The sequence below is a fragment of the Bradyrhizobium sp. CCBAU 11361 genome (assembly GCF_028128935.1).
GTDB classification, from domain to species: domain Bacteria; phylum Pseudomonadota; class Alphaproteobacteria; order Rhizobiales; family Xanthobacteraceae; genus Bradyrhizobium; species Bradyrhizobium niftali.
The window spans coordinates 110,102-132,409 of the sequence record NZ_LBJZ01000184.1 but is presented as its reverse complement, the minus strand read 5'-3'; the positions used below and the strand labels follow the sequence as shown (position 1 = coordinate 132,409).

Genomic DNA, 22,308 nt, shown 5'->3' with positions numbered 1-22,308 from the left:
AGGCCGTCTGGCGCAGATCACGGTGCCGGCCCGGACATGTTGACAATCCCGCTGCCTGCGTCAAGTTCGGCAGATCGCTGCGACGGCCAGGACAATGGCAAGAACCAAGAAGAATGCGCGGGCGAAGGGAGAACGCAATGGCGATTGCGGAACAGGCGACACAGGGGTCCAGCGACAAAAGCTGGCACGGCATCGTCCTGCAAACCCTGAAGCGGAACGAGATCAGCCTGATCCCTTACGTGCCCGACCGCGTGCTGACGCCGCTGATCAAGAACCTGCATGCCGATCCCTTCTTCACCACCTTTGCCACCGCTCGCGAGGAGGAAGCCGTCGGCATCGTCTCGGGCGCCTGGATGGGCGGACGGCGTGGCGCGGTCCTGATGCAGACCTCGGGCTTTGCGACGCTCGCCAACGTGCTCGCCTCGCTCGCGGTGCCCTACCAGATTCCGCTGATCATGTTCGTCTCCGAGCGCGGCACGCTCGGCGAGTTCAACTACGGCCAGTCGCTGGTCTGCCGCACCATGCGCCCGGTGCTGGATTCGCTGGCGCTGGAGCACCACACCATCACCCGGCTCGACGAGCTCGAATTCATCGCCGACCGCTCGATCAAGCAGGCGGTCACGACGCAAGCGCCGGTGGCCCTGATCCTCAGCCCGCTGCTCACCGGCGGCAAGGTCTTTGACAAGTGAGCGCCGCCAAATGAGTTCGAATATGAACACGCGCAACACCAAGGTGATGAACCGCTTCGACGTGACGTCGCGCCTGATCGGAAAGCTGAAGCACGAGGAGGCGGTGATCGGCGGCATCGGCAACACCAATTTCGACCTCTGGGCCGCCGGCCACCGCCCCCAGAATTTCTACATGCTCGGCAGCATGGGGCTCGCCTTCCCGATCGCGCTCGGCGTGGCGCTGGCACAGCCCGAGCGCCGTGTCTTCGCGCTCGAAGGCGACGGCTCGCTGCTGATGCAGCTCGGCGCGCTCTCGACGATCGCGATGTTGAAGCCGAAGAACCTGATCATGATCGTGATGGATAACGGCATCTACCAGATCACGGGCGCGCAGCCGACGCCGGCCGCTGACGTGGCCGACATCGTCGCCATCGCCATCGGCTCGGGGCTCGCCAACAGCGCCTGGGCTGCCGAAGAGGAGGATTTCGAGCGCCTGGTCGAGGAGGCCATGTCGGCCTCCGAGCCGAGCCTGATCGCGGTCCGCATCGACGACAAGCCCGGCGTCGGCACCACAAGGCGCGATCCCGTGCAGATCCGGGAGCGTTTCATGCACGGCCTCGGCGTGCGCGAGCCACTTTGACGTTTCGTCATTAACTACACGCCGATCTGATCCGCAGCCCGCGGCAGACCCGCAAAAACCGTGCTAAGCGGTGCGGATGCCCATTTTGGTTCGTGCCTTTGCCTGGCTGCTCGCCACCGCCGTCACCTTCGCAACGCTCGGTCCGCCCGGCCTGCGTCCCCATTCCGACCTCGGCCAGGACGGCGAGCATGCGCTCGCCTTCATCCTGGTCGGGCTTGCCTTCGGCCTCGCCTATCGGAAGCAACGCCTGGCAGCGGCGGCCGTCTCGGTCATCCTGATCGGCCTGCTCGAGCTGATGCAGTTCTGGGCGCCGGGGCGCCATGCACGGCTGGAGGATTTTCTTGTCGATGCCGCCACGGCCTGCGCCGGCTTTGCGCTCGCAGCCGCAACCGATTGGGTCACGACACGCCTGCGCCCGAGCGTATCCGTCACAAGCGAAGGCCCCGCGGAGTGACGCTCCGCAGGGCCCGTTTTCACTCGACGTCCATGATCAGTCGATGATCTTGACGACGCGACGCGTCCGCGGCTCGACGATCACGCGGCGATCGTTCACGACCGCATAGCGATATTCGGTGTAGTTCGGCACGGGACGCAGCACCACGGTCGGGGGCAGCGGCTCGCCGACCACGACGCGCTCGTGGATCACGACGGAGTCATTGCGCGGGATCCCGCCCAGGATCGCATTCGGAATCTCCAGGCCGGCGCCGACGGCCGCACCGACGGTGCCGCCGACCATTGCTCCGACCGGGCCGCCGATATCGCCGCCCGCACGCGCGCCGTCCCGGGCGCCCTGTTCGGTCGTCGACTGGGCAAAGGCTGCACTCGACGCCAGCAGCGACACGGCAGCCAACGAAATCGCAAGACGGGTCTTCATGTCCACACTCTCCAGTAGTTGTTCTGCGCCTTCAACCGCGGCAACGGACCATTGTTCCGGTTCCCGCGCGACGAAAGACACGCCAAATCTGGAGAGTGTTACTGCGTAACACTTAGGCTGCGGCGATCTCGTGCCCCGCCATCAGTTCCAGCGCGCGCACCATCGCCGAGTGATCCCAGCCCTTGCCGCCATGCGCGGTGCAGGACGAGAACAATTGCTGCGCCACCGCCGTGCTCGGCAGCGACAGGCCAAGCGCGCGAGCACCCTCGAGCGCGAGGTTGAGATCCTTCTGGTGCAGCTCGATGCGGAAGCCAGGATCGAAATTGCGCTTCACCATGCGCTCGCCATGCACTTCGAGAATCCGCGAGGACGCAAAGCCGCCCATCAGCGCCTTGCGCACCAGCGCAGGGTTCGCTCCGGCCTTCGATGCGAACAGCAGCGCTTCGCTCACGGCCTCGATCGTCAGCGCGACGATGATCTGGTTGGCGACCTTCGTGGTCTGGCCGTCGCCATTGGCGCCGACATGCGTGACGTTCTTGCCCATCCTGTCGAAGATCGGCTTCATGGTGCCAAAGGCGCGCTCGGGGCCGCCGACCATGATGGTGAGGCTCGCCGCCTTGGCGCCGACCTCCCCGCCCGACACCGGCGCGTCGAGATAGTCCGCGCCCAGCGCCTCGATCTTCCTGGCAAACTCCTTCGTCGCCAGCGGCGAGATCGAACTCATGTCGACGACGATCTGGCCCTTGGAGATGCCGCTCGCGACGCCGTCCTTGCCGAACAGCACGGCCTCCACATGCGGCGTATCCGGCACCATGATAATGACGGCATCCGCCTCCTCCGCGACCTCCTTGCCCGACTTGCAGGCGATGCCGCCCGCCGCGATCAGCTCGGGCGACACCGGCGCAACGTCGTGCAGCAGCACGCGATGGCCCGCGGCCAGAAGGTGGCCGGCCATCGGCCGTCCCATGGTGCCAAGTCCGATGAAGCCGATGTCGATCATGTCCAATTTTCCTCAGGTCTCGAAGGTTTGCGCCGCGTGCCAGGACAGGCCTTCCAGCGTCGTCGTGCGCGGCTTGTATTCGCAACCGATCCAGCCGCGATAGCCGATCGCGTCGAGATGGCGGAACAGGAAGGGATAGTTGATCTCGCCGGTGCCCGGCTCGTGACGGCCGGGATTGTCGGCGAGCTGGATGTGGGCGATCTGGGGGAGATATTCCTGCATGGTGCGGGCGAGATCGCCCTCCATGATCTGCATGTGGTAGATGTCGTACTGGATGAACAGATTGTTCGACCGCACCTCCGAGATGAGCTGCACCGCCTGCTCGGTGCCGTTGAGGTGGAAGCCGGGAATGTCGAGCGTGTTGATCGGCTCGACCAGGAGCTTGATGTTCTCCCGCGCCAGCGTCGAGGCGGCAAAGCGCAAATTGCCGACCAGCGTCTCGTTGAGCTCGCGCGGATCGGCATTATCGGGTGCGATGCCGACGAGACAGTTGAGCTGCTCGCAATCGAGCGCCTTGGCATAGTCGATGGCGCGGAACACGCCGTCGCGGAATTCGCTGACGCGATCGGGCAGGATCGCGATGCCGCGCTCGCCCTTAGCCCAGTTGCCGGCGGGGAGATTATGCAGCACCTGCGTCAGCCCGTGGGCCTCCAGCTGCTCGCGCAGCTGCGCCTTATCGAAATCATAGGGAAATAGATACTCGACCCCGGCAAAGCCCGCCGCTTTCGCCGCGGCGAAGCGGTCGAGGAACGGCATCTCGTTGAAGAGCATGGTGAGGTTGGCGGCAAACTTCGGCATGATGCTGTCCCCTATTCCGCCGGCTGAAGCACGCCGGACCGCTTGGTCCCGACCTCGTCGAGGGCCAGGTCCAGCACCTCCTCGAACTCGACGATGTTGTCGATCTCCGTCCCCATCGCGATGTTGGTGACACGTTCGAGGATGAACTCGACCACCACGGGCACGCGGTGCTTCGCCATCAATTCGCGCGCGGTCGCGAATGCGGCCTGTGAGTCCTTGGGATCGGTGACGCGGATCGCCTTGCAGCCGAGGCCTTCGGCGACGGCGACATGATCGACGCCGTAGCCGCCGAGCTCGGGCGCGTTGATATTCTCGAAGGAGAGCTGGACGTGGTAGTCCATGTCGAAGCCGCGCTGGGCCTGACGGATCAGGCCGAGATAGGAATTGTTCACGACGACGTGGATGTAGGGCAGGTTGAACTGCGCGCCGACCGCGAGCTCCTCGATCAGGAACTGGAAGTCGTAATCGCCCGACAGCGCGACGATGTCGCGGTCCGGGCACGCCGCGCGCACACCGAGGGCTGCCGGCAGCGTCCAGCCGAGCGGCCCGGCCTGCCCCGCATTGATCCAGTTGCGCGGCTTGTAGACGCCGAGGAATTGCGCACCCGCGATCTGCGACAGGCCGATCACGGTGACATAGGCGGTGTCGCGGCCGAAGGCCTTGTTCATCTCTTCATAGACGCGCTGCGGCTTGATCGGGACGTTGTCGAAATGGCTCTTGCGCAGCATGGAGCGCTTGCGATCGCGGCAGGCCGCGGGCCACGCCTGGCGCTCGCGGAGCCTGCCTGACCGGCGCCACTCCCTGGCGACGGTGACGAAAAGCTCGAGCGCGGCCTTGGCGTCCGAGACGATGCCGAGATCGGGATTGAATACGCGGCCGATCTGCGTCGGCTCGATGTCGACATGCACGAAGGTGCGGCCCTTGGTGTAGGTCTCGACCGAGCCGGTGTGGCGGTTGGCCCAGCGGTTGCCGATGCCGAGCACGAAATCGGATTCGAGCATCGTGGCGTTGCCGTAGCGGTGGCTGGTCTGAAGGCCGACCATGCCGGCCATCAGCACGTGATCGTCGGGGATCGCGCCCCAGCCCATCAATGTCGGCACGACCGGGACATTCGCGATCTCGGCGAATTCGACCAGGAGATCGGAGGCGTCCGCGTTGATGACGCCGCCACCTGCGACGATCAGCGGCCGCTCGGCCGCGTTGAGCATCTCCAGCGCCTTCTCGACCTGCTTGCGCGTCGCGGCCGGCTTGTAGACCGGCAGCGGCTCATAGGTCTCGTCATCGAACTCGATCTCGGCGAGCTGCACATCGAGCGGCATGTCGATCAGCACCGGCCCCGGCCGCCCTGAGCGCATGACGTGAAACGCCTGGCTGAACACGCGCGGCACCAGCGCCGGTTCGCGCACGGTCACCGCCCATTTGGTCACGGGCTTTGCGATCGACTCGATGTCGACGGCCTGGAAGTCTTCCTTGTAAAGCCGCGCGCGCGGCGCCTGCCCGGTGATGCAGAGGATCGGAATGGAATCGGCGATCGCCGAATAGAGCCCGGTGATCATGTCGGTGCCGGCCGGCCCCGACGTGCCGATGCAGACCCCGATATTGCCGGCCTTCGCCCGCGTATAGCCCTCGGCCATGTGCGAGGCGCCCTCGACATGCCGCGCCAGGATATGGCGGATCGAGCCGCGCTTCTTCAGCGCCGAGTAAAGCGGATTGATCGCGGCCCCGGGAACGCCGAAGGCCGTCGAGATGCCTTCCTTCTCCAGAATTCGCACAGCCGCATCGATAGCTCGCATCTTCGCCATATCGGACCTCGCTTTGGCTTAAGTCAGCGAGCGAGATCATCAGACGTGCAAGATGCGATCTCAACGAGATCGATTTTATTTTCCACGGAGTGGAAGGCGTTGAAAAAAGTCCTCAAAAATCAGTCTGTTGATGGGATCATTTCGTGAAAACCAACGCCTATCCAAAATTCCCGCCGATATTCGGGGAAAGTAGTTTGCTCGATTGAGATACATGCTAAAGTTGCGTCGGGCATGGGAATAATTCGTCAATGTGCTGGTTTGGAAGTGGTCTGTCAGTCCTTACAACTGCGGATCAGGGGTCATCGCCTTCGTGGCGTCAACGTTCCTGGAAGGCGGATAAGGCCCTTCTTCAAGCGACCTCTATTCTATTCACAAATCTGATCGCCTTCGGCTGGATCGGTGATCCGGCCCACGCGCAGGATTATCCGTCCAACCGGATCGTTTCGGCTTGCCGTAGCGATACGCCACCTCTGGCATCTGGCAAGATGCCGGAAGCCCCGCCGAAGAGCAGAGAGGCAGAGCTCCTTGTCAGGTCCTCAGCGTCATTTCTGTTTGCCGGAGCTTATGAAAAGGTCGTTGAGCGATTGAACCAAGCTATCGAGTTCGATCCGGACAACGCGCGACTATATACAGCAAGGGGGATCGCTCGACTGAGAAGCCGACAGGTCCACAAGGCTCTGGATGACTACAATCGTTCGATCGCCATCGATCCTACTTCTTCGCTGGCCTTTCTCGGCCGCGCAGAGGTCTACCTCAGAATGTCCGACCCTGATCGTGCGGTCGAGGATTTGAACGAGGCGATCAAGCTGTTTCCCGGCAACGCTCGCGCCTACCTCGCTCGCGGCACGGTCTATGCGAATAGACGCGAATATGATCGGGCCATCCTAGATATCGACCAGTCGGTGAAACTGGATTTCCAGTGTCCGAACACATACAGCGTCAGAGGACAGATTTTTGACCTGAAGGGAGACCACGATAGAGCTAATGCCGATTACGACCGCGCAATTCAACTCGACCCTAATCCCGGCAATGCGACCGCTTTTTTGCGGCGGGCTCGTTCCTATGAAGGCAAGCGTGATTTCAACCGCGCCATGTATGACCTCGAACAAGCGTTGAAGCTCGAGCCCCGCAACGCTTTCGCATTGAACAACCGCTGCTTTTTCAGGGCTGTATCCGGCGCCTTGGACGGCGCGCTCGATGACTGCAACGAAGCGCTGAAGATACGGCCTGGCGAATCCTCTTTTCTCGATTCGCGCGGCCTTGTTCATTTAAAGAAAGGCGCGCTCGACAGCTCTATCGACGATTACACCGCCGCGCTCCGTATCGACGATAAAAAGGCGATATCGTTATACGGGCGCGCGGTTGCAAGGCGACAAAAAGGTGACATGGTCGGCAGTGAGGCCGACATCTCGGCAGCGGTGGCTATCCGGCCGAATGTCGTCGACGAGGCGGCGCTCTATGGCATCAAGTAATCATTTTTCGGACGGGGCCTCGTCTCGCCGCACGCCGACATCTTGACTGTGCAACGCCGCTATTCGAACAGCGGCGCCAGCTCCATCTGCGGCACCAGCACGAGGCCCTTGTCGGTGATGCGAATTTCCGGAATGACCGATAGCGGAATCAAATTGAAGCCCATGTAGGGGATGGTGCAGCCGGCTTCCGCCCATTCCTTCTTCAGCACCTTGACCTCTTCGGCCACCTCCGTGACGCGCTTGTCGGACAGGAGCCCCGCGATCGGCAGCGGCACCAGCGCCCTCACCTTGCCGTCGGCGACGACGCAGACGGCGCCTTGCTGCTCTTTGATCGCGGATATCGCGACCTGCATGTCGCCCTCGTTGGTTCCGGCAACGATGATGTTGTGGCTGTCATGCCCGACGCTGGATGCGACCGCCCCGCGCTTCAGGCCGAAATCCTTCAGCAGGCCATAGGCGACATTGCCGGCCGATTTGCCGTGGCGCTCGACCACGGTGACGAAGCACAGGCCGTAGCTCGCGAACAGCGACGGCCAGTCCTTGGCCGGCTCAATTCTGACCTTCTCATGGATCAGCGTGATGCCGGGCAGCGCGGTCTTGATGGCGTTGACGGTGCAGGCCTTGGCCGGCAGCTCCGGCGTCAGCTTCATCTTCTCCGGCAGCTTCACGGTCGCATAGGCCGCCTTCGGATATTGATAGCGCTGCGACAGCGCCTGATCGAGCAGCTTGGTGATCTTGCCGTGCTCGACCACCAGCTCGCCGCCATACCAGGTGCATTGCGGCTTCAGATTATCGTCCATCAGCACGAGATCGGCGCGGCGGCCGCCGCCGAGCCCGCCGATATCGCCATCCATGCCGAAGCGCGTGGCGCCGTGCAGCGAGCCCATCGACCAGGCCTGCTCCGGCGACATCCCCGCCTTCACCGCTTCGCGCACCACCCAGTCGAGGCCGAACAGCAGGAGATCGTCGGCGTCGCGATCGTCGGTGCACACGGCGGTGCGCTTGTGCGAGGCCCCAAGCTCGGTGATGGTCCGGATCGCCTGCGGCAGCGAGTGCCATGGCGTCGTCGGCGGGCCGCCGCGCAGGAACACCCAGACGCCGGCGTCGAGCAGATCGTCGGCGATATCGCGGTCGATCGCCTCGTGGGTGTCGGTGACGCCGCTCGCCGCATAGGCCGCGACGAACTCGCGGCCGTAGACGTGCCCGGACACCGGGCGTCCGCGCTTCAAGGCGGCGGCGAGGATCGCGTGGCTGCGCTCGTCGCTCATCGTCACAGGCACGAAATCCATCTTCTCGCCGAGCGCCACCGCCTCGGGCCAGCGGTCGAACAGGCCGGCGATCTTGTCGGGCGTGAGGTCGCCGCCCGCGGTCTCAAGCTCCGCCGACGTGGCCGGCACGGTCGACGGCACCGTCAGGAAGATCGAGAGCGGCGCCTCGCGCGCGTCCTCCAGCATCGCCTCGACGCCGGCGACGTCCATGACGTTGCCGATCTCGTGGCTGTCGCAGAAGATCGTGGTGGTGCCGTTCAGCAGTGCGGCCTCGGCGTAGGCGCAGGCCGTCACCATCGAGGATTCGATGTGGATATGGGGATCGACCAGCCCCGGCGCGATGATGCCGCCGGCCGCGTCGTAGGTCGCGACGCCGCTCCACGCCTTGTTGGCTGTTCCGGCCGGCTTGACCGCGGCGACACGGCCGCCGGTGATCCAGACTTCGCGGTTCGCGTGGATGCGCTCCGAATAGGTCGAAAGCACCCGGGCCCCCGTGACCACGAGATCCGGTGCGACGCGCGCGGAGGCGACATCGGCCAGACGCCGGGTCATCGAATGCAGCGGTGCGACGGCGAAGCGGGTAAGTCTGGTCATCGGGACCCTCGCGTGGCGTTACGGCCCCGCGATGGTTACGCCCCGCGCCATAGCGGGCAAGCGCAAATATAACGGCAGGCCCTGCTTACGCCTTAGGCGCCGAGCCGCCTGCCGCCCCCGCCCGTGCAGGCCTGCGCGGGTTCCGCCTTCTCGGCGGTGCAGCGGCAGCGGGCTTGACCCGAATCCGCATCGAGCGGCCCTTTGACTCGTCGATCTCGAACGAGTTGGTCTTTCGCACGAGGTCGCTCAGCTTGCGGAACCCGAACGTTCTCGGATCGAAATCCGACGCCAGGTTGGCGAGCTGCCGTCCGACTTCCCCGAGCGCGACCCAGCCGTCCTCGCTCTCCATCTGGGTGATGACCTTCTTGATGATGGGGGTCGCGGCATCAGGCGGCTGAAGCGATGTCGATCTCGCGGCGGCGTCCTGGGTGGTCGCCGGGGCGGCAAGCAGGTTCTCGGTGTAGACGAACCTTCGGCAGGCCTGCCTGAAGCTTTCCGGCGTCTTCTGCTCACCGAACCCGAAGACATCGACGCCCTGCTCCCGGATGCGGGCGGCCAGACGGGTAAAGTCGCTGTCTGAAGACACCAGGCAGAAGCCGTCGAACCGACCGCTGTGAAGCAGGTCCATGGCATCGATGACCAGGGTTATGTCGGACGCGTTCTTTCCCGTCGTATAGGCGAATTGCTGCTGCGGGATGATGGCGTGCTTCGACAGGATGTCGGCCCAGCCCCTCGATCGCGCATTGGAGAAGTCGCCATAGATGCGGCGAACGCTGGCCTCGCCGATCTTGGCAATCTCCTCGAACAGGCCATCCGCGATCTTTGCGGAGGCGTTGTCGGCATCGATCAGGACGGCGAGACGGGGCGAGCGAAGTTCCGACGGCATGGCGTTTCCTCAACGGGATGGACGCAGCATTCAAGGACGCGCGCGCCGGGACGGCTAGTCCTCGTTCGCCTTGAAGCGCCCCATCCCCTTCAGCACGAATGGGGCCAGCAGCGCAACCAGCGCAATGCCGAGCAGCGTCGCCGAGATCGGGCTCTGGAGCAGCGTCATGGGATCGCCGAGGCTGATCGCGAGCGCCCTGCGCAACTGGCTCTCGGCGATCGGGCCGAGGATCAGGCCGACGACCACGGGCGCGATCGGAAAATCGAACCGGCGCATCAGGAAGCCGAGCACGCCGAAGCCGGCCAGCATCGACAATTCGACCACCGAGGGCTTTGCCGCGATAGTGCCCATGGTCGCGAAGACGAGGATGCCGGCATAGAGCCATGGCTGCGGGATCGCGAGCAGCCGCACCCACAGGCCGACCAGCGGCAGATTGAGCACCAGCAGCATGCAATTGGCGATGAAGAGACTCGCGATCAGGCCCCACACGAGGTCAGGCCGCTCGGCGAACAGCAGCGGCCCCGGGTTGAGGCCGTATTGCTGGAAGCCCGCCAGCATCATCGCGGCCGTCGCCGAGGTCGGCAATCCCAGCGTCAAGAGCGGCACCAGCGTTCCGGCGGCCGAAGCATTGTTGGCGGCCTCCGGTCCCGCGACGCCTTCGATCGCACCCTTGCCGAATTCTTCCGGGTACTTCGTCAGCCGTTTCTCGGTCGAATAGGACAGGAAGGTCGGGATCTCCGCGCCGCCCGCCGGCAGCGCGCCGATCGGGAAGCCGAACATGGTGCCGCGCAGCCACGGCTTCCACGACCGCTTCCAGTCTTGCTTCGTCATCCACAGCGACCCGCGCACCGGCTCGAGCTTCTCCTCGGTGTGGTGGCGGCGCGATGCGACGTAGAGCGCCTCGCCGACTGCGAACAGACCGACCGCAAGCGTCGTCACCTCGACGCCGTCGAGCAGCTCGGGGATGCCGAACGCGAGCCGCGCCTGGCCGGTCAGCTTGTCGATGCCGACGAGGCCCAGCGTCAGGCCAATGAACAGGCTGGTGAGGCCGCGGACCGGGGAATCGCCGAAGGTCGCCGACACCGTGACGAAGGCGACGCACATCAGCGCGAAATAATCCTCGGGGCCGAAGCGCACGGCGAAATCGACCAGCCACGGTGCGAGAAAGGCGAGCCCGATGGTGGCGATGGTGCCGGCGACGAAGGAGCCGATTGCGGAGGTCGCGAGCGCCGGCCCGCCGCGGCCGGCCTTGGCCATCTTGTTGCCTTCGAGCGCGGTCGCCATCGAGGCGCTCTCGCCCGGCGTGTTGATCAGGATCGCGGTGGTCGAGCCGCCATACATGCCGCCATAATAGATGCCGGCAAACATGATCAGCGAGCCGCCGGGATCGAGCTTGTAGGTGACAGGCAGCAGCAGCGCGACCGTCAGCGCCGGGCCGATGCCGGGCAGCACGCCCACGGCCGTGCCGAGGAACACGCCGATCAAAGCATAGAGCAGGTTCATCGGCTGGACGGCGACCGCCATGCCATGCGCCAACGCGGCGAAGGTGTCCATCACAGCAGTCGCTCCAGGGGGCCGGCGGGAAGGCTCAGCGTCAACAGCCGGTCGAACGCGAGATAGATGAGGGTCGACATCACGAGGGCGATGACGGAATCGACAAGGACGGCACGGCGTCCGAATGCCGCGGACGTCGTGACGAACAGCGCCGACGTCGCCAGGATGAAGCCGCAACCGAAGCCGATGATGGCGATCAGGAGCGCAAGGCCGGCGAGGATCAAGACCACAGGCACGGGATCGGCGCTCTCGCGCGCCGGCAGATTGCCGCGCAGCGCGTCGATGAGATTGCCGATCGCGAGCAGCGCGAGGCCGGTGGCGATCACGACCGGCATCGCCTCAGGCCCCATCCCGTACATCGCGGTGGATTGCAGCCCGCGCGCGTCCCAGACCAGCACCGCAGCGAGACCTGCGAGCAATGCGGCGATGACGATGCCGGCGCGATCGACGCGCCGCGGCGGCTGGGCCGGATCGCCTGTGGTCATGACTTGACCAGGCCGACCGATTTCAGCACGTCGGTGACACGCACGGTTTCCTTTTTCAGGAAGTCGGCGAAGGCGTCGCCGCCGAGATAGGCGTCCTCCCAGCCCTTCTGCTTGAGGATCTCCTTCCAGGCGTCCGACTTCACCATCTTCTCGACCGCATCGCTCAAGGTCTTGCGCTGCTCCGGCGTGATGCCGGGAGGCGCGACCACCGAACGCCAATTGGCGATCACGAGGTCGATGCCCTGTTCCTTGAAGGTTGGGATGTCGCTGCCGGCGATGCGCTTCTCCGAGGTTATGCCGATGGCGCGCAGCTTGCCGGACTTGATCTGCCCTTCATATTCGCTCATCCCCGAAATGCCCGCGGTGACCTTGCCGCCGAGGATCGCCGCCAGCGACTCGCCGCCGCCGGAGAACGGGATGTAGTTGATCTTCTTCGCATCGGCGCCGACAGCGCCGGCGAACAATGCCGCCATCACATGGTCGACGCCGCCGGCCGAACCGCCGGCGAAGGTCACCTTGGCGATATCGGCCTTGACCGCGGCGGCCAGATCCTGCGCCGTCTTGATCGGCGAATTCGCCGGCACCACGATCACCTGGATTTCCTCGGTGAGGCGAGCGATCGGCGTCACCTGCTCGAGCGTCACCGGCGACTTGTTCATGGCGAGCGCGCCGACCATGACGAAGCCGTTGACCATCAGCTGGTTGCCGTCGCCCTTGGCGCCGTTGACGAACTGCGCGATGCCGACGCTGCCGCCGGCGCCGGGAACGTTGGTGACCTGCACGCTGCGCGCGACACCCGCGGCGACCAGCGCCTGCTGCATCGAGCGCGCGGTCTGGTCCCAGCCACCGCCCGGGGCCGCGGGCGCCATCAGCTTGAGCTCGAGCTGCTGGGCGAAGGCAGGCGTGGCTGCCGCAAGGGTCAGCGCCACGGCTGCGCCGACAAGGCGCGCGGGAAATTTAAACATGGGGGCATTCTCCAGGCTCGTGCGGACGTCGTTGATCGTTTGCCGCATTGTGTCGTTTGGTCGCATATCAGCCAAAACGGCCGATGCTGTCCAGCGACAGGCCCGGTTCCTTGTTAGCCAGACTTCGGCATCACCCCGCCGAGCGCGACGGTCAGCTCGCCGGCGACTTCGCGCACGATTTGGCCGATTTCCGGCAACCTGTCGTCGGTCAGACGACTGGTCATGCCGGAGACGGAGATCGCCGCCAGCGGCTCGGCGCAGTCGTTGTAGACGACTGCGGCAATACAGCGCAGGCCCATGCAGGCCTCTTCGTCATCGATCGCAAAGCCCTGCTTGCGGATCGTCGCGAGTTCCTTGAACAGGTCGCCCGGCCGCACGATCGACTTCTCGGTCAGGCGGGGCATGCCGTGATGGCGGATGACCGCGCCGACGTCCTCGTCGGAATAAGTCGCGAGCACTGCCTTGCCGACCCCTGACGTCACCATGGCGACGCGGCCGCCGACCTGGGTCAGCGAGCGCATGATCTCGCGGCTCTCCATGCGGGTCAGCACGATGATGAACTCGTCGTCGACGACGGCGAGATTGGCGGTCTCGCGTGTGAGATCGCGCAGCTTGCGCAAATAGGGAATGGCCTGCGTGGAGAAATTGCGCCGCCGGGCAAAGCTCGCGCCGACCGTGAAGCTGCGCACGCCGACATGCCATTTGGACTCGGCGCGGTCGAACTGCACGAAGCGGCGGCTTTCCAGCGTCGCCAGCAGGCGGTGCACGGTCGAGGCCGACAGGCCGGTGCGCACGGCAAGGTCGCTGAGGCGATAGCCTTCGTCGTCTTCAGCCAGCGTTTCGAGGATCGACAGCGCGCGGTCGACGGACTGCACGCCGCCATCGCGCGCCTCGTGGTCGGCCTCCGATGGCGATCGAGGCTCGAGCGATTTGCGCCGGATCACGTTCTTGCTCATCGCGACCTGCCGCTTGTGCATCCGTCATTCCGGGATGGTGCGCCGGGAGTGCGCGCAGCGCGGGCCTGGCGTACCAGACCCGGAATCTCGAGATCCCGGGTTCGACGCTCCGGGCCGCGCTTGCGCGGTCCCGTCGCGTCGCCCCGGGATGACAGGAGAGATAACGCTCAGAGCAGCCCTGCCCCGCGCGCCCACTTGTACTTGGCGCCGAGCACCTCGACCGGAAGCTCGGTGGAGTAGGCGTAGGCCGGGATGCCGTTCTGGTAGAGATATTCGGCGGCCTCCTCGACCTCGACGTCGCCGGCGAGCGAGGCCACGATCGGCTTCACGAAGCCCTTGGCCTCCATCTCCTTCTTCACCTCGACCATGTTGCGGGCGAACACCATCGGCGGCGTGACGATGGTGTGCCAGTAGCCGAGGATCAACGAATGGATGCGCTCGTCCGACAGGCCGAGCTTCACCGTGTTGACATAGGTGATCGGCGGCTCGCCACCGGTGATATCCACAGGATTTCCGGCAGCGCCGAACGGCGGGATGAACTTGCGGAAGGCCGCGTCCAGATCCGGCGGCATCGACATCAGCGACAGGCCGTTGTCGACGCAGGAGTCCGACAGCAGCACGCCCGAGCCGCCCGCACCGGTGATGATGAGCACGTTCTCGCCCTTCGGCGTCGGCAGCACCGGCACGCCGCGGGCGAATTCGAGCAGCTGCCGCAAGCTGCGGGCGCGGATCACGCCCGACTGCGCCAGGACGTCCTCGTAGATCTTGTCGTTGCCGGCGAGCGCGCCGGTGTGCGAGGACGCCGCCTTGGCGCCGGCCGAAGTGCGGCCGGCCTTGAGCACGACGACCGGCTTCTTCTTGGAGACGCGCTTGGCGGCTTCCGCGAAGGCGCGGCCGTCCTTGAGGTCCTCGCAGTGCTGCGCGATCAGGTTGGTGTTGGGGTCCTGCTCGAAGAAGGCGAGCAGATCGTCCTCGTCGATGTCGGACTTGTTGCCGAGGCCGACGATCGCCGAGACGCCCATCTTGGCCGAGCGCGAGAAGCCGATGATGGCCATGCCGATGCCGCCCGACTGCGACGACAGCGCCGCGTGGCCCTTGACGTCGTAGGCGGTGCAGAAGGTCGCGCAGAGATTGGCGGGCGTATAGTAGAAGCCGTAGATGTTCGGCCCCATCAGGCGGATGTCGTACTTCTTGCCGACCTCGACGATCTCGGCCTGCAGCTCCGGCGCGCCGGCCTCCGCAAAGCCCGACGGGATCAGCACCGCACCCGGGATTTTCTTCTCGCCGCATTCGGTCAGCGCCGCGGCCACGAACTTCGCGGGAATCGCGAACACCGCGGTGTCGATCACACCCGGCACGTCCTTGACGCTCTTGTAGGCCTTGTAGCCGAGGATCTCGGTGGCCTTGGGGTGGATGGGATAGATGTCGCCCTTGTAGCCGCCGTTGATGAGGTTCTTCATCACGGAGTTGCCGATCTTGCCGTCCTCGGCGGAGGCGCCGACCACGGCGACCGCCTTCGGCTGCATGATGCGGCTCATGGCAGCTACGATCTCTTCGGTCGGACGCGGCTTCGGCTTGGGCACATAGGCGAAGTCGACGACGATGCGGACGTCGGCCGCGATCGCGCTCTTCGCCGTCGCAAACACGGGGTTGAGGTCGAGCTCGACGATCTCAGGGAAATCGGTGACGAGCTGCGAGACCTTGACGATGACGTCGGCCAGCGCCGTACGGTTCACCGCCTCGCCGCCGCGCACGCCCTTCAGGATCTCATGGGCCTGGATGCCGTCGAGCATCGAGAGCGCGTCTTCCTTGGTCGCGGGCGCGAGGCGGAAGGTGATGTCCTTCAGCACTTCGACCAGCACGCCGCCGAGGCCGAAGGCGACCAGCTTGCCGAACGAGCCGTCGGTGATCGAGCCGACGATGACTTCGGTGCCGCCAGCCAGCATCTGCTGCACCTGGACGCCCTCGATCTTGGCGTCGGACTTATATTTCTTGGCGTTGGAGAGAATGGTCTCGTAGGCCTTCTCGGCCTCCTCGGCCGTCTTGAGGCCGACGATGACGCCGCCCGCTTCGGTCTTGTGGAGAATGTCCGGCGAGACGATCTTCATCACCACCGGGAAGCCCATCGAGGACGCCATCTTGCCGGCCTCGCCCGCCGACTTCGCCACGCCCTCCTTCGGCACCGGAATGCCGTAGGCGTCGCAGACCAGCTTGCCTTCCGGCGCCGTCAGGCTGGTGCGGTTGTCCGCCTTGACCTGGTCGAGCACCTTGCGGACGGCATCTTTGGAATTGGACATGTGGCTTCTCCCTTGACCTAGTTCGTTCTTTGCAAAGCGCGCGTGTTGCGGCTGCCCGTGATGCTTGCCATTCGCCGCGCTCTGTTCCATGCGGCGGGACGGAGTGGCATAAAGCCCTAAGATTACTCCGCCGGCTTGGATCAAAAATGGCTGGCGATGGCATTTGGTATGCCAGAAGCCAATTTGTCAAGCTGCGGCACTGCCTGGAATGCCGCAAAAAATAGGCAGCTTGACATTCTGGCATGTGGTATGCCAAAAACTTTCCCGTTAATAATCCTGTAAAAGACGACTCCCAACGGAGGAGATTCGTCGTGTCACTGCGGAAACCAACCAAGGCGTTGCCGAACATGGCCGAGGCAGATATCGCAATCGTTCGTATTGCCCCGGAGAGCAGCTTCAAGAACAAGGCGTATGACGCCTTGAAGGAAGCCATCCTCAAGATGGACATCTACTCGACGCCCGAGCCGGTGATGCTCGACGAGCGCGCACTGTCCGAGCGCCTGGGTGTCAGCCGCACGCCGATCCGCGAAGCGATCGCGATGCTCGAGCAGGACGGTTTCGTGAAGACTGTTCCGCGCCGCGGCATCATGGTGGTGCGCCGGACCAAGAGCGAGATCGTCGACATGATCCGCGCCTGGGCGGCGCTGGAGAGCATGGCGGCCCGCCTCATCACCACCACCGCGCGCAAGAAGGACATCACGGCGCTGCGCGATTACTTCAAGGACTTCGGCAAGGACCGCCTGCCCGAGGATCACGTCGAGGAATATTCGCGCGCCAACATCGCATTCCACCAGGCGCTGATCTCGCTGTCGGAATCGCCCGTGCTGGTCGATCTCACCAACGACCTGCTGCTGCACGTGCGCGGCTACCGGCAACTGACCATCGGACGCAAGGACCGCACCGCGACCTCGCTGCCCGAGCATCTCGGCATGATCGAAGCACTGGAAGCGCGCGACACCGAGCTCGCCGAGAAGCGCGCTCGCGACCACACCCTTGGCCTTGCCGCTTACGTCGAAGCGCACGGTCAGGAACTCTTTACCTAGCAACGTTCACCAGAAGGGCGAAACATTCGCCCCAGTATTGAGACCAGGGAGACAAGGCCCATGCTGAACACCGCGACCAAGTCCGAGGCACCGGGCACCGAGCAGGAATTGACGGATGGCTTCCATCTCGTCATCGACGCGCTCAAGCTGAACGGCATCAACACCATCTATAATGTGCCGGGCATCCCGATCACGGACTTGGGCCGCATGGCGCAGGCCGCCGGCATTCGCGTGATCTCCTTCCGCCACGAGCAGAACGCCGGCTATGCCGCGGGCATTGCCGGCTACCTCACCAAGAAGCCCGGCGTCTGCCTCACGGTCTCCGCGCCCGGCTTCCTCAACGGTCTCACCGCGCTCGCGCACGCGACCACCAACTGCTACCCGATGATCCTGGTCTCGGGCTCCTCCGAGCGCGAGATCGTCGACCTGCAGCAGGGCGACTACGAGGAAATGGACCAGCTCGCGATTGCCAAGCCCCTGTGCAAGGCGGCCTATCGCGTGCTGCACGCCCAGGACATCGGCATCGGTTTCGCCCGCGCCATCCGCGCCGCCGTCTCGGGCCGCCCGGGCGGCGTCTATCTCGACCTGCCGGCCAAGCTGTTCGGCCAGGTGATGAACGCCGAGGCCGGCCAGAAGTCGCTGGTCAAGGTGATCGACGCTGCGCCTGCGCAGATCCCCTCGCCTGCATCGGTGAAGCGCGCGCTCGACGTGCTGAAGAGCGCAAAGCGTCCGCTCATCATCCTCGGCAAGGGCGCGGCCTACGCGCAGGCCGACGAGGAGATCAAGAGCTTCGTCGAGAAGAGCGGCGTGCCGTTCCTGCCGATGAGCATGGCCAAGGGTCTCCTGCCCGACACGCATCCGCAATGCGCCGGCGCGGCCCGCTCGACGGTACTGAAAGAGTCCGACGTCGTCATGCTGATCGGCGCGCGGCTGAACTGGCTGCTCTCGCACGGCAAGGGCAAGAGCTGGGGCGAAGCGCCCAAGAAGTTCATCCAGGTCGACATCGAGCCGAGGGAAATGGACTCCAACGTCGAGATCGTCGCGCCTGTCGTCGGCGACATCGGCTCGGTCGTCTCCGCCTTCAATCAGGCGATCAGCACGGGTTGGACCGCGCCGCCGGCCGAATGGACCAAGGCCATCGTGTCCAAGCGTGACGAGAACGTCGCCAAGATGGCGCCGAAGCTCATGAACAACAAGTCGCCGATGGACTATCACGGCGCGCTCGGCGTGCTGAAGAATGTCATCAAGGACCATCCCGAGGCGATCCTCGTCAACGAGGGCGCCAACACGCTCGACCTCGCCCGCGGCGTCATCGACATGTACAAGCCGCGCAAGCGTCTCGACGTCGGCACTTGGGGCGTGATGGGCATCGGCATGGGCCAGGCGATCGCCGCCGCGCTCGAGACCGGCCATCCCGTGCTCGCGGTGGAAGGCGACTCGGCCTTCGGCTTCTCCGGCATGGAGGTCGAGACCATCTGCCGCTACAACCTTCCGATCTGCGTCGTCATCTTCAACAATGACGGCATCTATCGCGGCACCGACGTCAACAGCGTCAACGCCGATCCCGCGACGACCGTGTTCGTCAAGGGCGCGCGTTACGACAAGATGATGGAAGCCTTCGGCGGCGTCGGCGTGAATGCCACCTCGCCCGACGAGCTCAAGCGCGCCGTCAACGAGGCGATGGCCTCGGGCAAGCCGACGCTCATCAACGCGGTGATCGATCCGGCCGCCGGCTCGGAGAGCGGCCGCATCGGCAACCTCAATCCGCAGAGCGTCTTGCAGAAGAAGAAGTAAGGCATGATCCGGAAAAGTGTGAAGCGGTTTTCCGGAAAGATCATGCCCAAACAAAAAGCTAAAGCGCGAAACGCGCTTTAGTCCTCCCCTTCAACCCATTACTCCCTGCGGGTGCAGGGGCAGACAGAGTATACGGAGCAATACGATGACCAAAGCGCTCACGGGCGTTCGCATTCTCGACTTCACCCACGTCCAGTCCGGACCGACCTGCACGCAGCTGCTCGCCTGGTTCGGCGCCGACGTGATCAAGGTTGAACGCCCGGGCGTGGGTGACATCACCCGCGGCCAGTTGCAGGACATCCCGAACGTGGACAGCCTGTATTTCACCATGCTGAACCACAACAAGCGCTCGATCACGCTCGACACCAAGAACCCCAAGGGCAAGGAAGTCCTCACCGAGCTGATCAAGAAGTGCGACGTGCTGGTCGAAAACTTCGGCCCCGGCGTGCTCGACCGCATGGGCTTCCCCTGGGAGAAGATCCACAGCCTCAACCCGAAGATGATCGTCGCCTCGATCAAGGGCTTTGGTCCCGGACCGTATGAGGACTGCAAGGTCTATGAGAACGTCGCGCAGTGCACGGGAGGCGCCGCTTCCACCACTGGCTTCCGCGACGGCCTGCCGCTCGTAACCGGCGCGCAGATCGGCGACACCGGCACCGGCCTGCATCTCGCGATCGGTATCCTGGCCGCGCTCCACCAGCGCACCACGACCGGCAAGGGTCAGAAGGTCACCGCTGCGATGCAGGACGGCGTGTTGAACCTCGCCCGCGTCAAGCTGCGCGACCAGCAGCGCCTCGCCCACGGTCCGCTCAAGGAATATAGCCAGTTCGGCGAAGGCATTCCGTTCGGCGATGCCGTGCCGCGCGCCGGCAACGATTCCGGCGGCGGCCAGCCCGGCCGCATCCTGAAGTGCAAGGGCTGGGAGACCGATCCCAACGCCTACATCTACTTCATCACCCAGGCCCCGGTCTGGGAGAAGATCTGCGACGTGATCGGCGAGCCGACCTGGAAGACCGATCCGAACTACGCCAAGCCGGCCGTCCGCCTGCCGCGCCTCAACGAGATCTTCGCCCGCATCGAGCAGTGGACGATGACCAAGACCAAGTTCGAGGCGATGGAAATCCTCAACAAGGACGACATCCCCTGCGGCCCGATCCTGTCGATGAAGGAGATCGCCGAGGACCAGTCGCTGCGCGCGACCGGCACCGTGGTCGAGGTCGACCACCCCACCCGCGGCAAGTACATCTCGGTCGGCAACCCGATCAAGCTGTCGGATTCCCCGAGCGAGGTCGAGCGTTCGCCGCTGCTCGGCGAGCACACCGACGAGATCCTGCGCTCCGTGCTCGGCTTCTCGGATCACCAGGTCGCCGACATCCACAAGTCCGGCGCGCTCGACCCGCCGCAGAAGCAGGCCGCGGAGTAAGCGGTTCGACCAGAGACACGAAAGGCCGCCGGTTTTCGGCGGCCTTTTTTGTTGGCGGCAAGAGGGACTGCATCCCGCAATCGGCACGCTTGCGGCGACGACCAGCCGACACCGAATTAAAGACGGATCCGGAGGGAACCGATGCGGTCGCCGGCCGTTATTCTTTCGCCGGCGCGCTCCCGGAAATGCGAGCGAGCCGCCTCCACAGCGAGTGACCGAGCGCCTCGCAGAATACCTGCCCAACGCTGAAGAATTGTCCTCCTCGTCCCGAGGGTGACAAGTCGACCCATCTCAGCTTGCGAGCGGGAGGCGTCGCGTCCGGCACTTGCCAGGACCACGCCCGTTGATCAAACCGAGGTCGATATGTTGAGACATCAATCCTCTGATCGCGCCAAGCGTGAAGCCGACAAGGCGTTCAAGCCTGCCAACACGCACAAGCCGATGAACGACTATGCGAAGGACCAGCACTCCTTCAACGAGAACCGTGAGCGGCTGAAGGCGGAGCGGTTGGCCCGCGAAGCCAAGCCCCGCGAGGCCAAGCCGAGTGGTCGCTCCGAATAGGGAGCGGCTTGAAGGGGGGCCTCACGATCGGCGCCCGCGCCTGGCCTATAGCATCGGCCTAGAGCATCGAGAGCACGACGATCCCGTCTTCGAGTTCGCCGGAAGCCAGCCGTATCCGCGCGATACGCTCGAACTCCGTCCGGTACTTCTGGAGATAGCTGAAGGCCTGCTTCTGCGTCTGAAACGTGGTGGCAAGCCGGCACATCTGTCGACCCGCGCCAAGCGCGAGGAAAAAGGTGATGGTGCCGCCCTTGTCCGGCTTGATCCTAGGCACGACCCGCACTCTTTGGCATGTGACCGGCCCTCCTGGAGTGATCGTCGGCGCTATCGAACCCGACTAGAGCCCTTCACGTTCCGATGGAATCGGAACGGGGCTCTAGATTCTTGTTTTGACGCGTTTTCCTGCCGCGAACCGGTATCCACTTCGCTCGAAAACGCTCTAGCGCGGCGATTTCCGCGCGCGCTTCTTCGGCACAGGCGGCGGCAACGACGCGCGAATATCTGCGTCGGCCGCTTCCTTGGCCTCCCGCAACTCGCGTAGCCGCGCCATGTTCTTGCGGAGTTCGGCAGACTGCCGTTCGGCATCCGCCATCGCGCGCGCGCCTTCTTCAGCCGCCAGACGTTGGCGGTTGGAACGCGCGATACCTGCGGGCGAAGGTTCTGCCGATTTCCTGGCGCTCATCTTCCACCCTGCTTGGCAACGGACAAAACCCGCTCAATCCAGGGATCGAGCGGGTCGCACGGCCGTTTCAGTACATCCGTGAAACGGCACTGGAGAGCTTAGGCCAGCGAGAGATTCTCAGCGCTGACTTTGCCCCGCATCTTGTCGGTCTTGGCCTCGAAGTTGACCTTTTGGCCCTCGGCGAGACCCGAAAGCCCGGCCCGTTCGACCGCGCTGACGTGAACGAACACGTCGTTGCCACCGTCGTCTGGCTGAATGAATCCAAAGCCCTTCTGGCCGTTAAACCACTTCACTGTTCCTGTCGGCATTCTTCTTCTCCAAAGCGCGCATGCGCGTAGCCCGCGTGACGCTCACGCAGAATCGATTCAATTCGTCGATGTCTCTGGAAAAAGGAGCCCGCGGGCGCATTCAACAAGGCACAGCGGCTGAACGAATGGCGACAAGGTATACCCCATCACGGTCGGTTACAAGGCTTGGACCGGATTTAATTGGGCGCCGGCTTCGGTGGAATGTTTGAGGCTCGCGACACTTTCGGCGAACAACGTA

At 64.4% G+C, this 22,308-nt stretch carries 22 protein-coding genes; 8 read left to right on the top strand and 14 right to left on the bottom strand.

Annotated elements, in window-relative coordinates; translation table 11 throughout:
- Positions 1-137: 137 nt before the first annotated feature.
- The 3 genes from XI08_RS26050 (at position 138) to XI08_RS26040 (ending at position 1,762) form a co-directional block, all read left to right on the top strand.
- Positions 138-689 (top strand): thiamine pyrophosphate-binding protein, encoded by a 552-nt coding sequence (locus XI08_RS26050; RefSeq protein WP_271576545.1) that lies wholly within the window; start codon positions 138-140, stop codon positions 687-689.
- 10 nt (positions 690-699) lie between these two features.
- Entirely contained in the window at positions 700-1,308 is a 609-nt protein-coding gene (locus tag XI08_RS26045; protein WP_271576544.1) for a thiamine pyrophosphate-dependent enzyme, read from the top strand.
- A 76-nt stretch (positions 1,309-1,384) separates the two neighbouring features.
- Positions 1,385-1,762 carry a VanZ family protein gene (locus XI08_RS26040; RefSeq protein ID WP_271576543.1) on the top strand — a complete coding sequence of 126 codons (378 nt, stop codon included), beginning with the start codon at positions 1,385-1,387 and terminating at the stop codon, positions 1,760-1,762.
- 36 nt (positions 1,763-1,798) lie between these two features.
- Here the strand turns inward: XI08_RS26040 and XI08_RS26035 are convergent, their stop codons facing one another.
- The 4 genes from XI08_RS26035 to gcl all read right to left on the bottom strand — a co-directional run bounded on the left by XI08_RS26035 (position 1,799) and on the right by gcl (position 5,782).
- Positions 1,799-2,182, bottom strand: coding sequence for a DUF1236 domain-containing protein (locus XI08_RS26035; RefSeq protein ID WP_135172614.1), 384 nt, complete (start codon positions 2,180-2,182; stop codon positions 1,799-1,801).
- A gap of 112 nt (positions 2,183-2,294) precedes the next feature.
- Positions 2,295-3,182, bottom strand: a complete 888-nt coding sequence (locus XI08_RS26030) for a 2-hydroxy-3-oxopropionate reductase (RefSeq protein WP_271576542.1) — start codon at positions 3,180-3,182, stop codon at positions 2,295-2,297.
- A gap of 12 nt (positions 3,183-3,194) precedes the next feature.
- Positions 3,195-3,980 carry a hydroxypyruvate isomerase gene (gene hyi, locus XI08_RS26025; RefSeq protein ID WP_027546320.1) on the bottom strand — a complete coding sequence of 262 codons (786 nt, stop codon included), beginning with the start codon at positions 3,978-3,980 and terminating at the stop codon, positions 3,195-3,197.
- Between the two features lie 11 nt (positions 3,981-3,991).
- Positions 3,992-5,782 (bottom strand): glyoxylate carboligase, encoded by a 1,791-nt coding sequence (gcl, locus tag XI08_RS26020; RefSeq protein WP_271576541.1) that lies wholly within the window; start codon positions 5,780-5,782, stop codon positions 3,992-3,994.
- Positions 5,783-6,030: 248 nt separating this feature from the next.
- Between gcl and XI08_RS26015 the strand changes: the two genes are divergently transcribed.
- Positions 6,031-7,254 carry a tetratricopeptide repeat protein gene (locus XI08_RS26015; protein ID WP_271576540.1) on the top strand — a complete coding sequence of 408 codons (1,224 nt, stop codon included), beginning with the start codon at positions 6,031-6,033 and terminating at the stop codon, positions 7,252-7,254.
- Between the two features lie 59 nt (positions 7,255-7,313).
- Here the strand turns inward: XI08_RS26015 and XI08_RS26010 are convergent, their stop codons facing one another.
- The 7 genes from XI08_RS26010 to XI08_RS25980 form a co-directional block, all read right to left on the bottom strand.
- Positions 7,314-9,116, bottom strand: a complete 1,803-nt coding sequence (locus XI08_RS26010) for an adenine deaminase C-terminal domain-containing protein (RefSeq protein ID WP_271576539.1) — start codon at positions 9,114-9,116, stop codon at positions 7,314-7,316.
- An 85-nt stretch (positions 9,117-9,201) separates the two neighbouring features.
- Positions 9,202-10,002: an NYN domain-containing protein gene (locus tag XI08_RS26005; protein ID WP_092188877.1), complete on the bottom strand. Its 801-nt coding sequence runs from the start codon at positions 10,000-10,002 to the stop codon at positions 9,202-9,204.
- A gap of 54 nt (positions 10,003-10,056) precedes the next feature.
- Complete coding sequence (locus XI08_RS26000; protein WP_271576538.1) at positions 10,057-11,556, bottom strand: tripartite tricarboxylate transporter permease; 1,500 nt, start codon at positions 11,554-11,556, stop codon at positions 10,057-10,059.
- Entirely contained in the window at positions 11,556-12,041 is a 486-nt protein-coding gene (locus XI08_RS25995) for a tripartite tricarboxylate transporter TctB family protein (RefSeq protein ID WP_271576537.1), read from the bottom strand. Before XI08_RS25995 ends, XI08_RS26000 begins: the two co-directional genes overlap by 1 nt.
- Complete coding sequence (locus XI08_RS25990) at positions 12,038-13,006, bottom strand: Bug family tripartite tricarboxylate transporter substrate binding protein (protein ID WP_271576536.1); 969 nt, start codon at positions 13,004-13,006, stop codon at positions 12,038-12,040. The genes XI08_RS25995 and XI08_RS25990 overlap by 4 nt, the downstream gene beginning before the upstream one ends.
- 113 nt (positions 13,007-13,119) lie before the next feature.
- Positions 13,120-13,962, bottom strand: a complete 843-nt coding sequence (locus tag XI08_RS25985) for an IclR family transcriptional regulator (protein ID WP_027546327.1) — start codon at positions 13,960-13,962, stop codon at positions 13,120-13,122.
- 167 nt (positions 13,963-14,129) lie between these two features.
- Positions 14,130-16,259 carry an acetate--CoA ligase family protein gene (locus XI08_RS25980; RefSeq protein WP_271576535.1) on the bottom strand — a complete coding sequence of 710 codons (2,130 nt, stop codon included), beginning with the start codon at positions 16,257-16,259 and terminating at the stop codon, positions 14,130-14,132.
- Between the two features lie 347 nt (positions 16,260-16,606).
- Here XI08_RS25980 and XI08_RS25975 point away from each other — a divergent pair, with 347 nt between their 5' ends.
- The 4 genes from XI08_RS25975 to XI08_RS25960 all read left to right on the top strand — a co-directional run bounded on the left by XI08_RS25975 (position 16,607) and on the right by XI08_RS25960 (position 21,080).
- Positions 16,607-17,302 carry a GntR family transcriptional regulator gene (locus XI08_RS25975; protein ID WP_166819518.1) on the top strand — a complete coding sequence of 232 codons (696 nt, stop codon included), beginning with the start codon at positions 16,607-16,609 and terminating at the stop codon, positions 17,300-17,302.
- Positions 17,303-17,362: 60 nt separating this feature from the next.
- On the top strand, positions 17,363-19,096 hold the full coding sequence (gene oxc / locus XI08_RS25970) for an oxalyl-CoA decarboxylase (RefSeq protein ID WP_271576534.1): 1,734 nt from the start codon (positions 17,363-17,365) through the stop codon (positions 19,094-19,096).
- Between the two features lie 145 nt (positions 19,097-19,241).
- Positions 19,242-20,519 carry a formyl-CoA transferase gene (gene frc / locus XI08_RS25965; protein ID WP_271576533.1) on the top strand — a complete coding sequence of 426 codons (1,278 nt, stop codon included), beginning with the start codon at positions 19,242-19,244 and terminating at the stop codon, positions 20,517-20,519.
- A 363-nt stretch (positions 20,520-20,882) separates the two neighbouring features.
- Positions 20,883-21,080 (top strand): hypothetical protein, encoded by a 198-nt coding sequence (locus tag XI08_RS25960; RefSeq protein WP_271576532.1) that lies wholly within the window; start codon positions 20,883-20,885, stop codon positions 21,078-21,080.
- A 58-nt stretch (positions 21,081-21,138) separates the two neighbouring features.
- Here XI08_RS25960 and XI08_RS25955 read toward each other — a convergent pair whose 3' ends face one another.
- From XI08_RS25955 to XI08_RS25945, 3 genes are all read right to left on the bottom strand, one after another.
- Positions 21,139-21,363: a hypothetical protein gene (locus XI08_RS25955; protein ID WP_027546333.1), complete on the bottom strand. Its 225-nt coding sequence runs from the start codon at positions 21,361-21,363 to the stop codon at positions 21,139-21,141.
- Positions 21,364-21,519: 156 nt separating this feature from the next.
- Entirely contained in the window at positions 21,520-21,762 is a 243-nt protein-coding gene (locus XI08_RS25950; protein ID WP_271571922.1) for a transcriptional regulator, read from the bottom strand.
- A gap of 98 nt (positions 21,763-21,860) precedes the next feature.
- Positions 21,861-22,070, bottom strand: a complete 210-nt coding sequence (locus XI08_RS25945) for a cold-shock protein (protein WP_011085938.1) — start codon at positions 22,068-22,070, stop codon at positions 21,861-21,863.
- Positions 22,071-22,308: the final 238 nt, after the last annotated feature.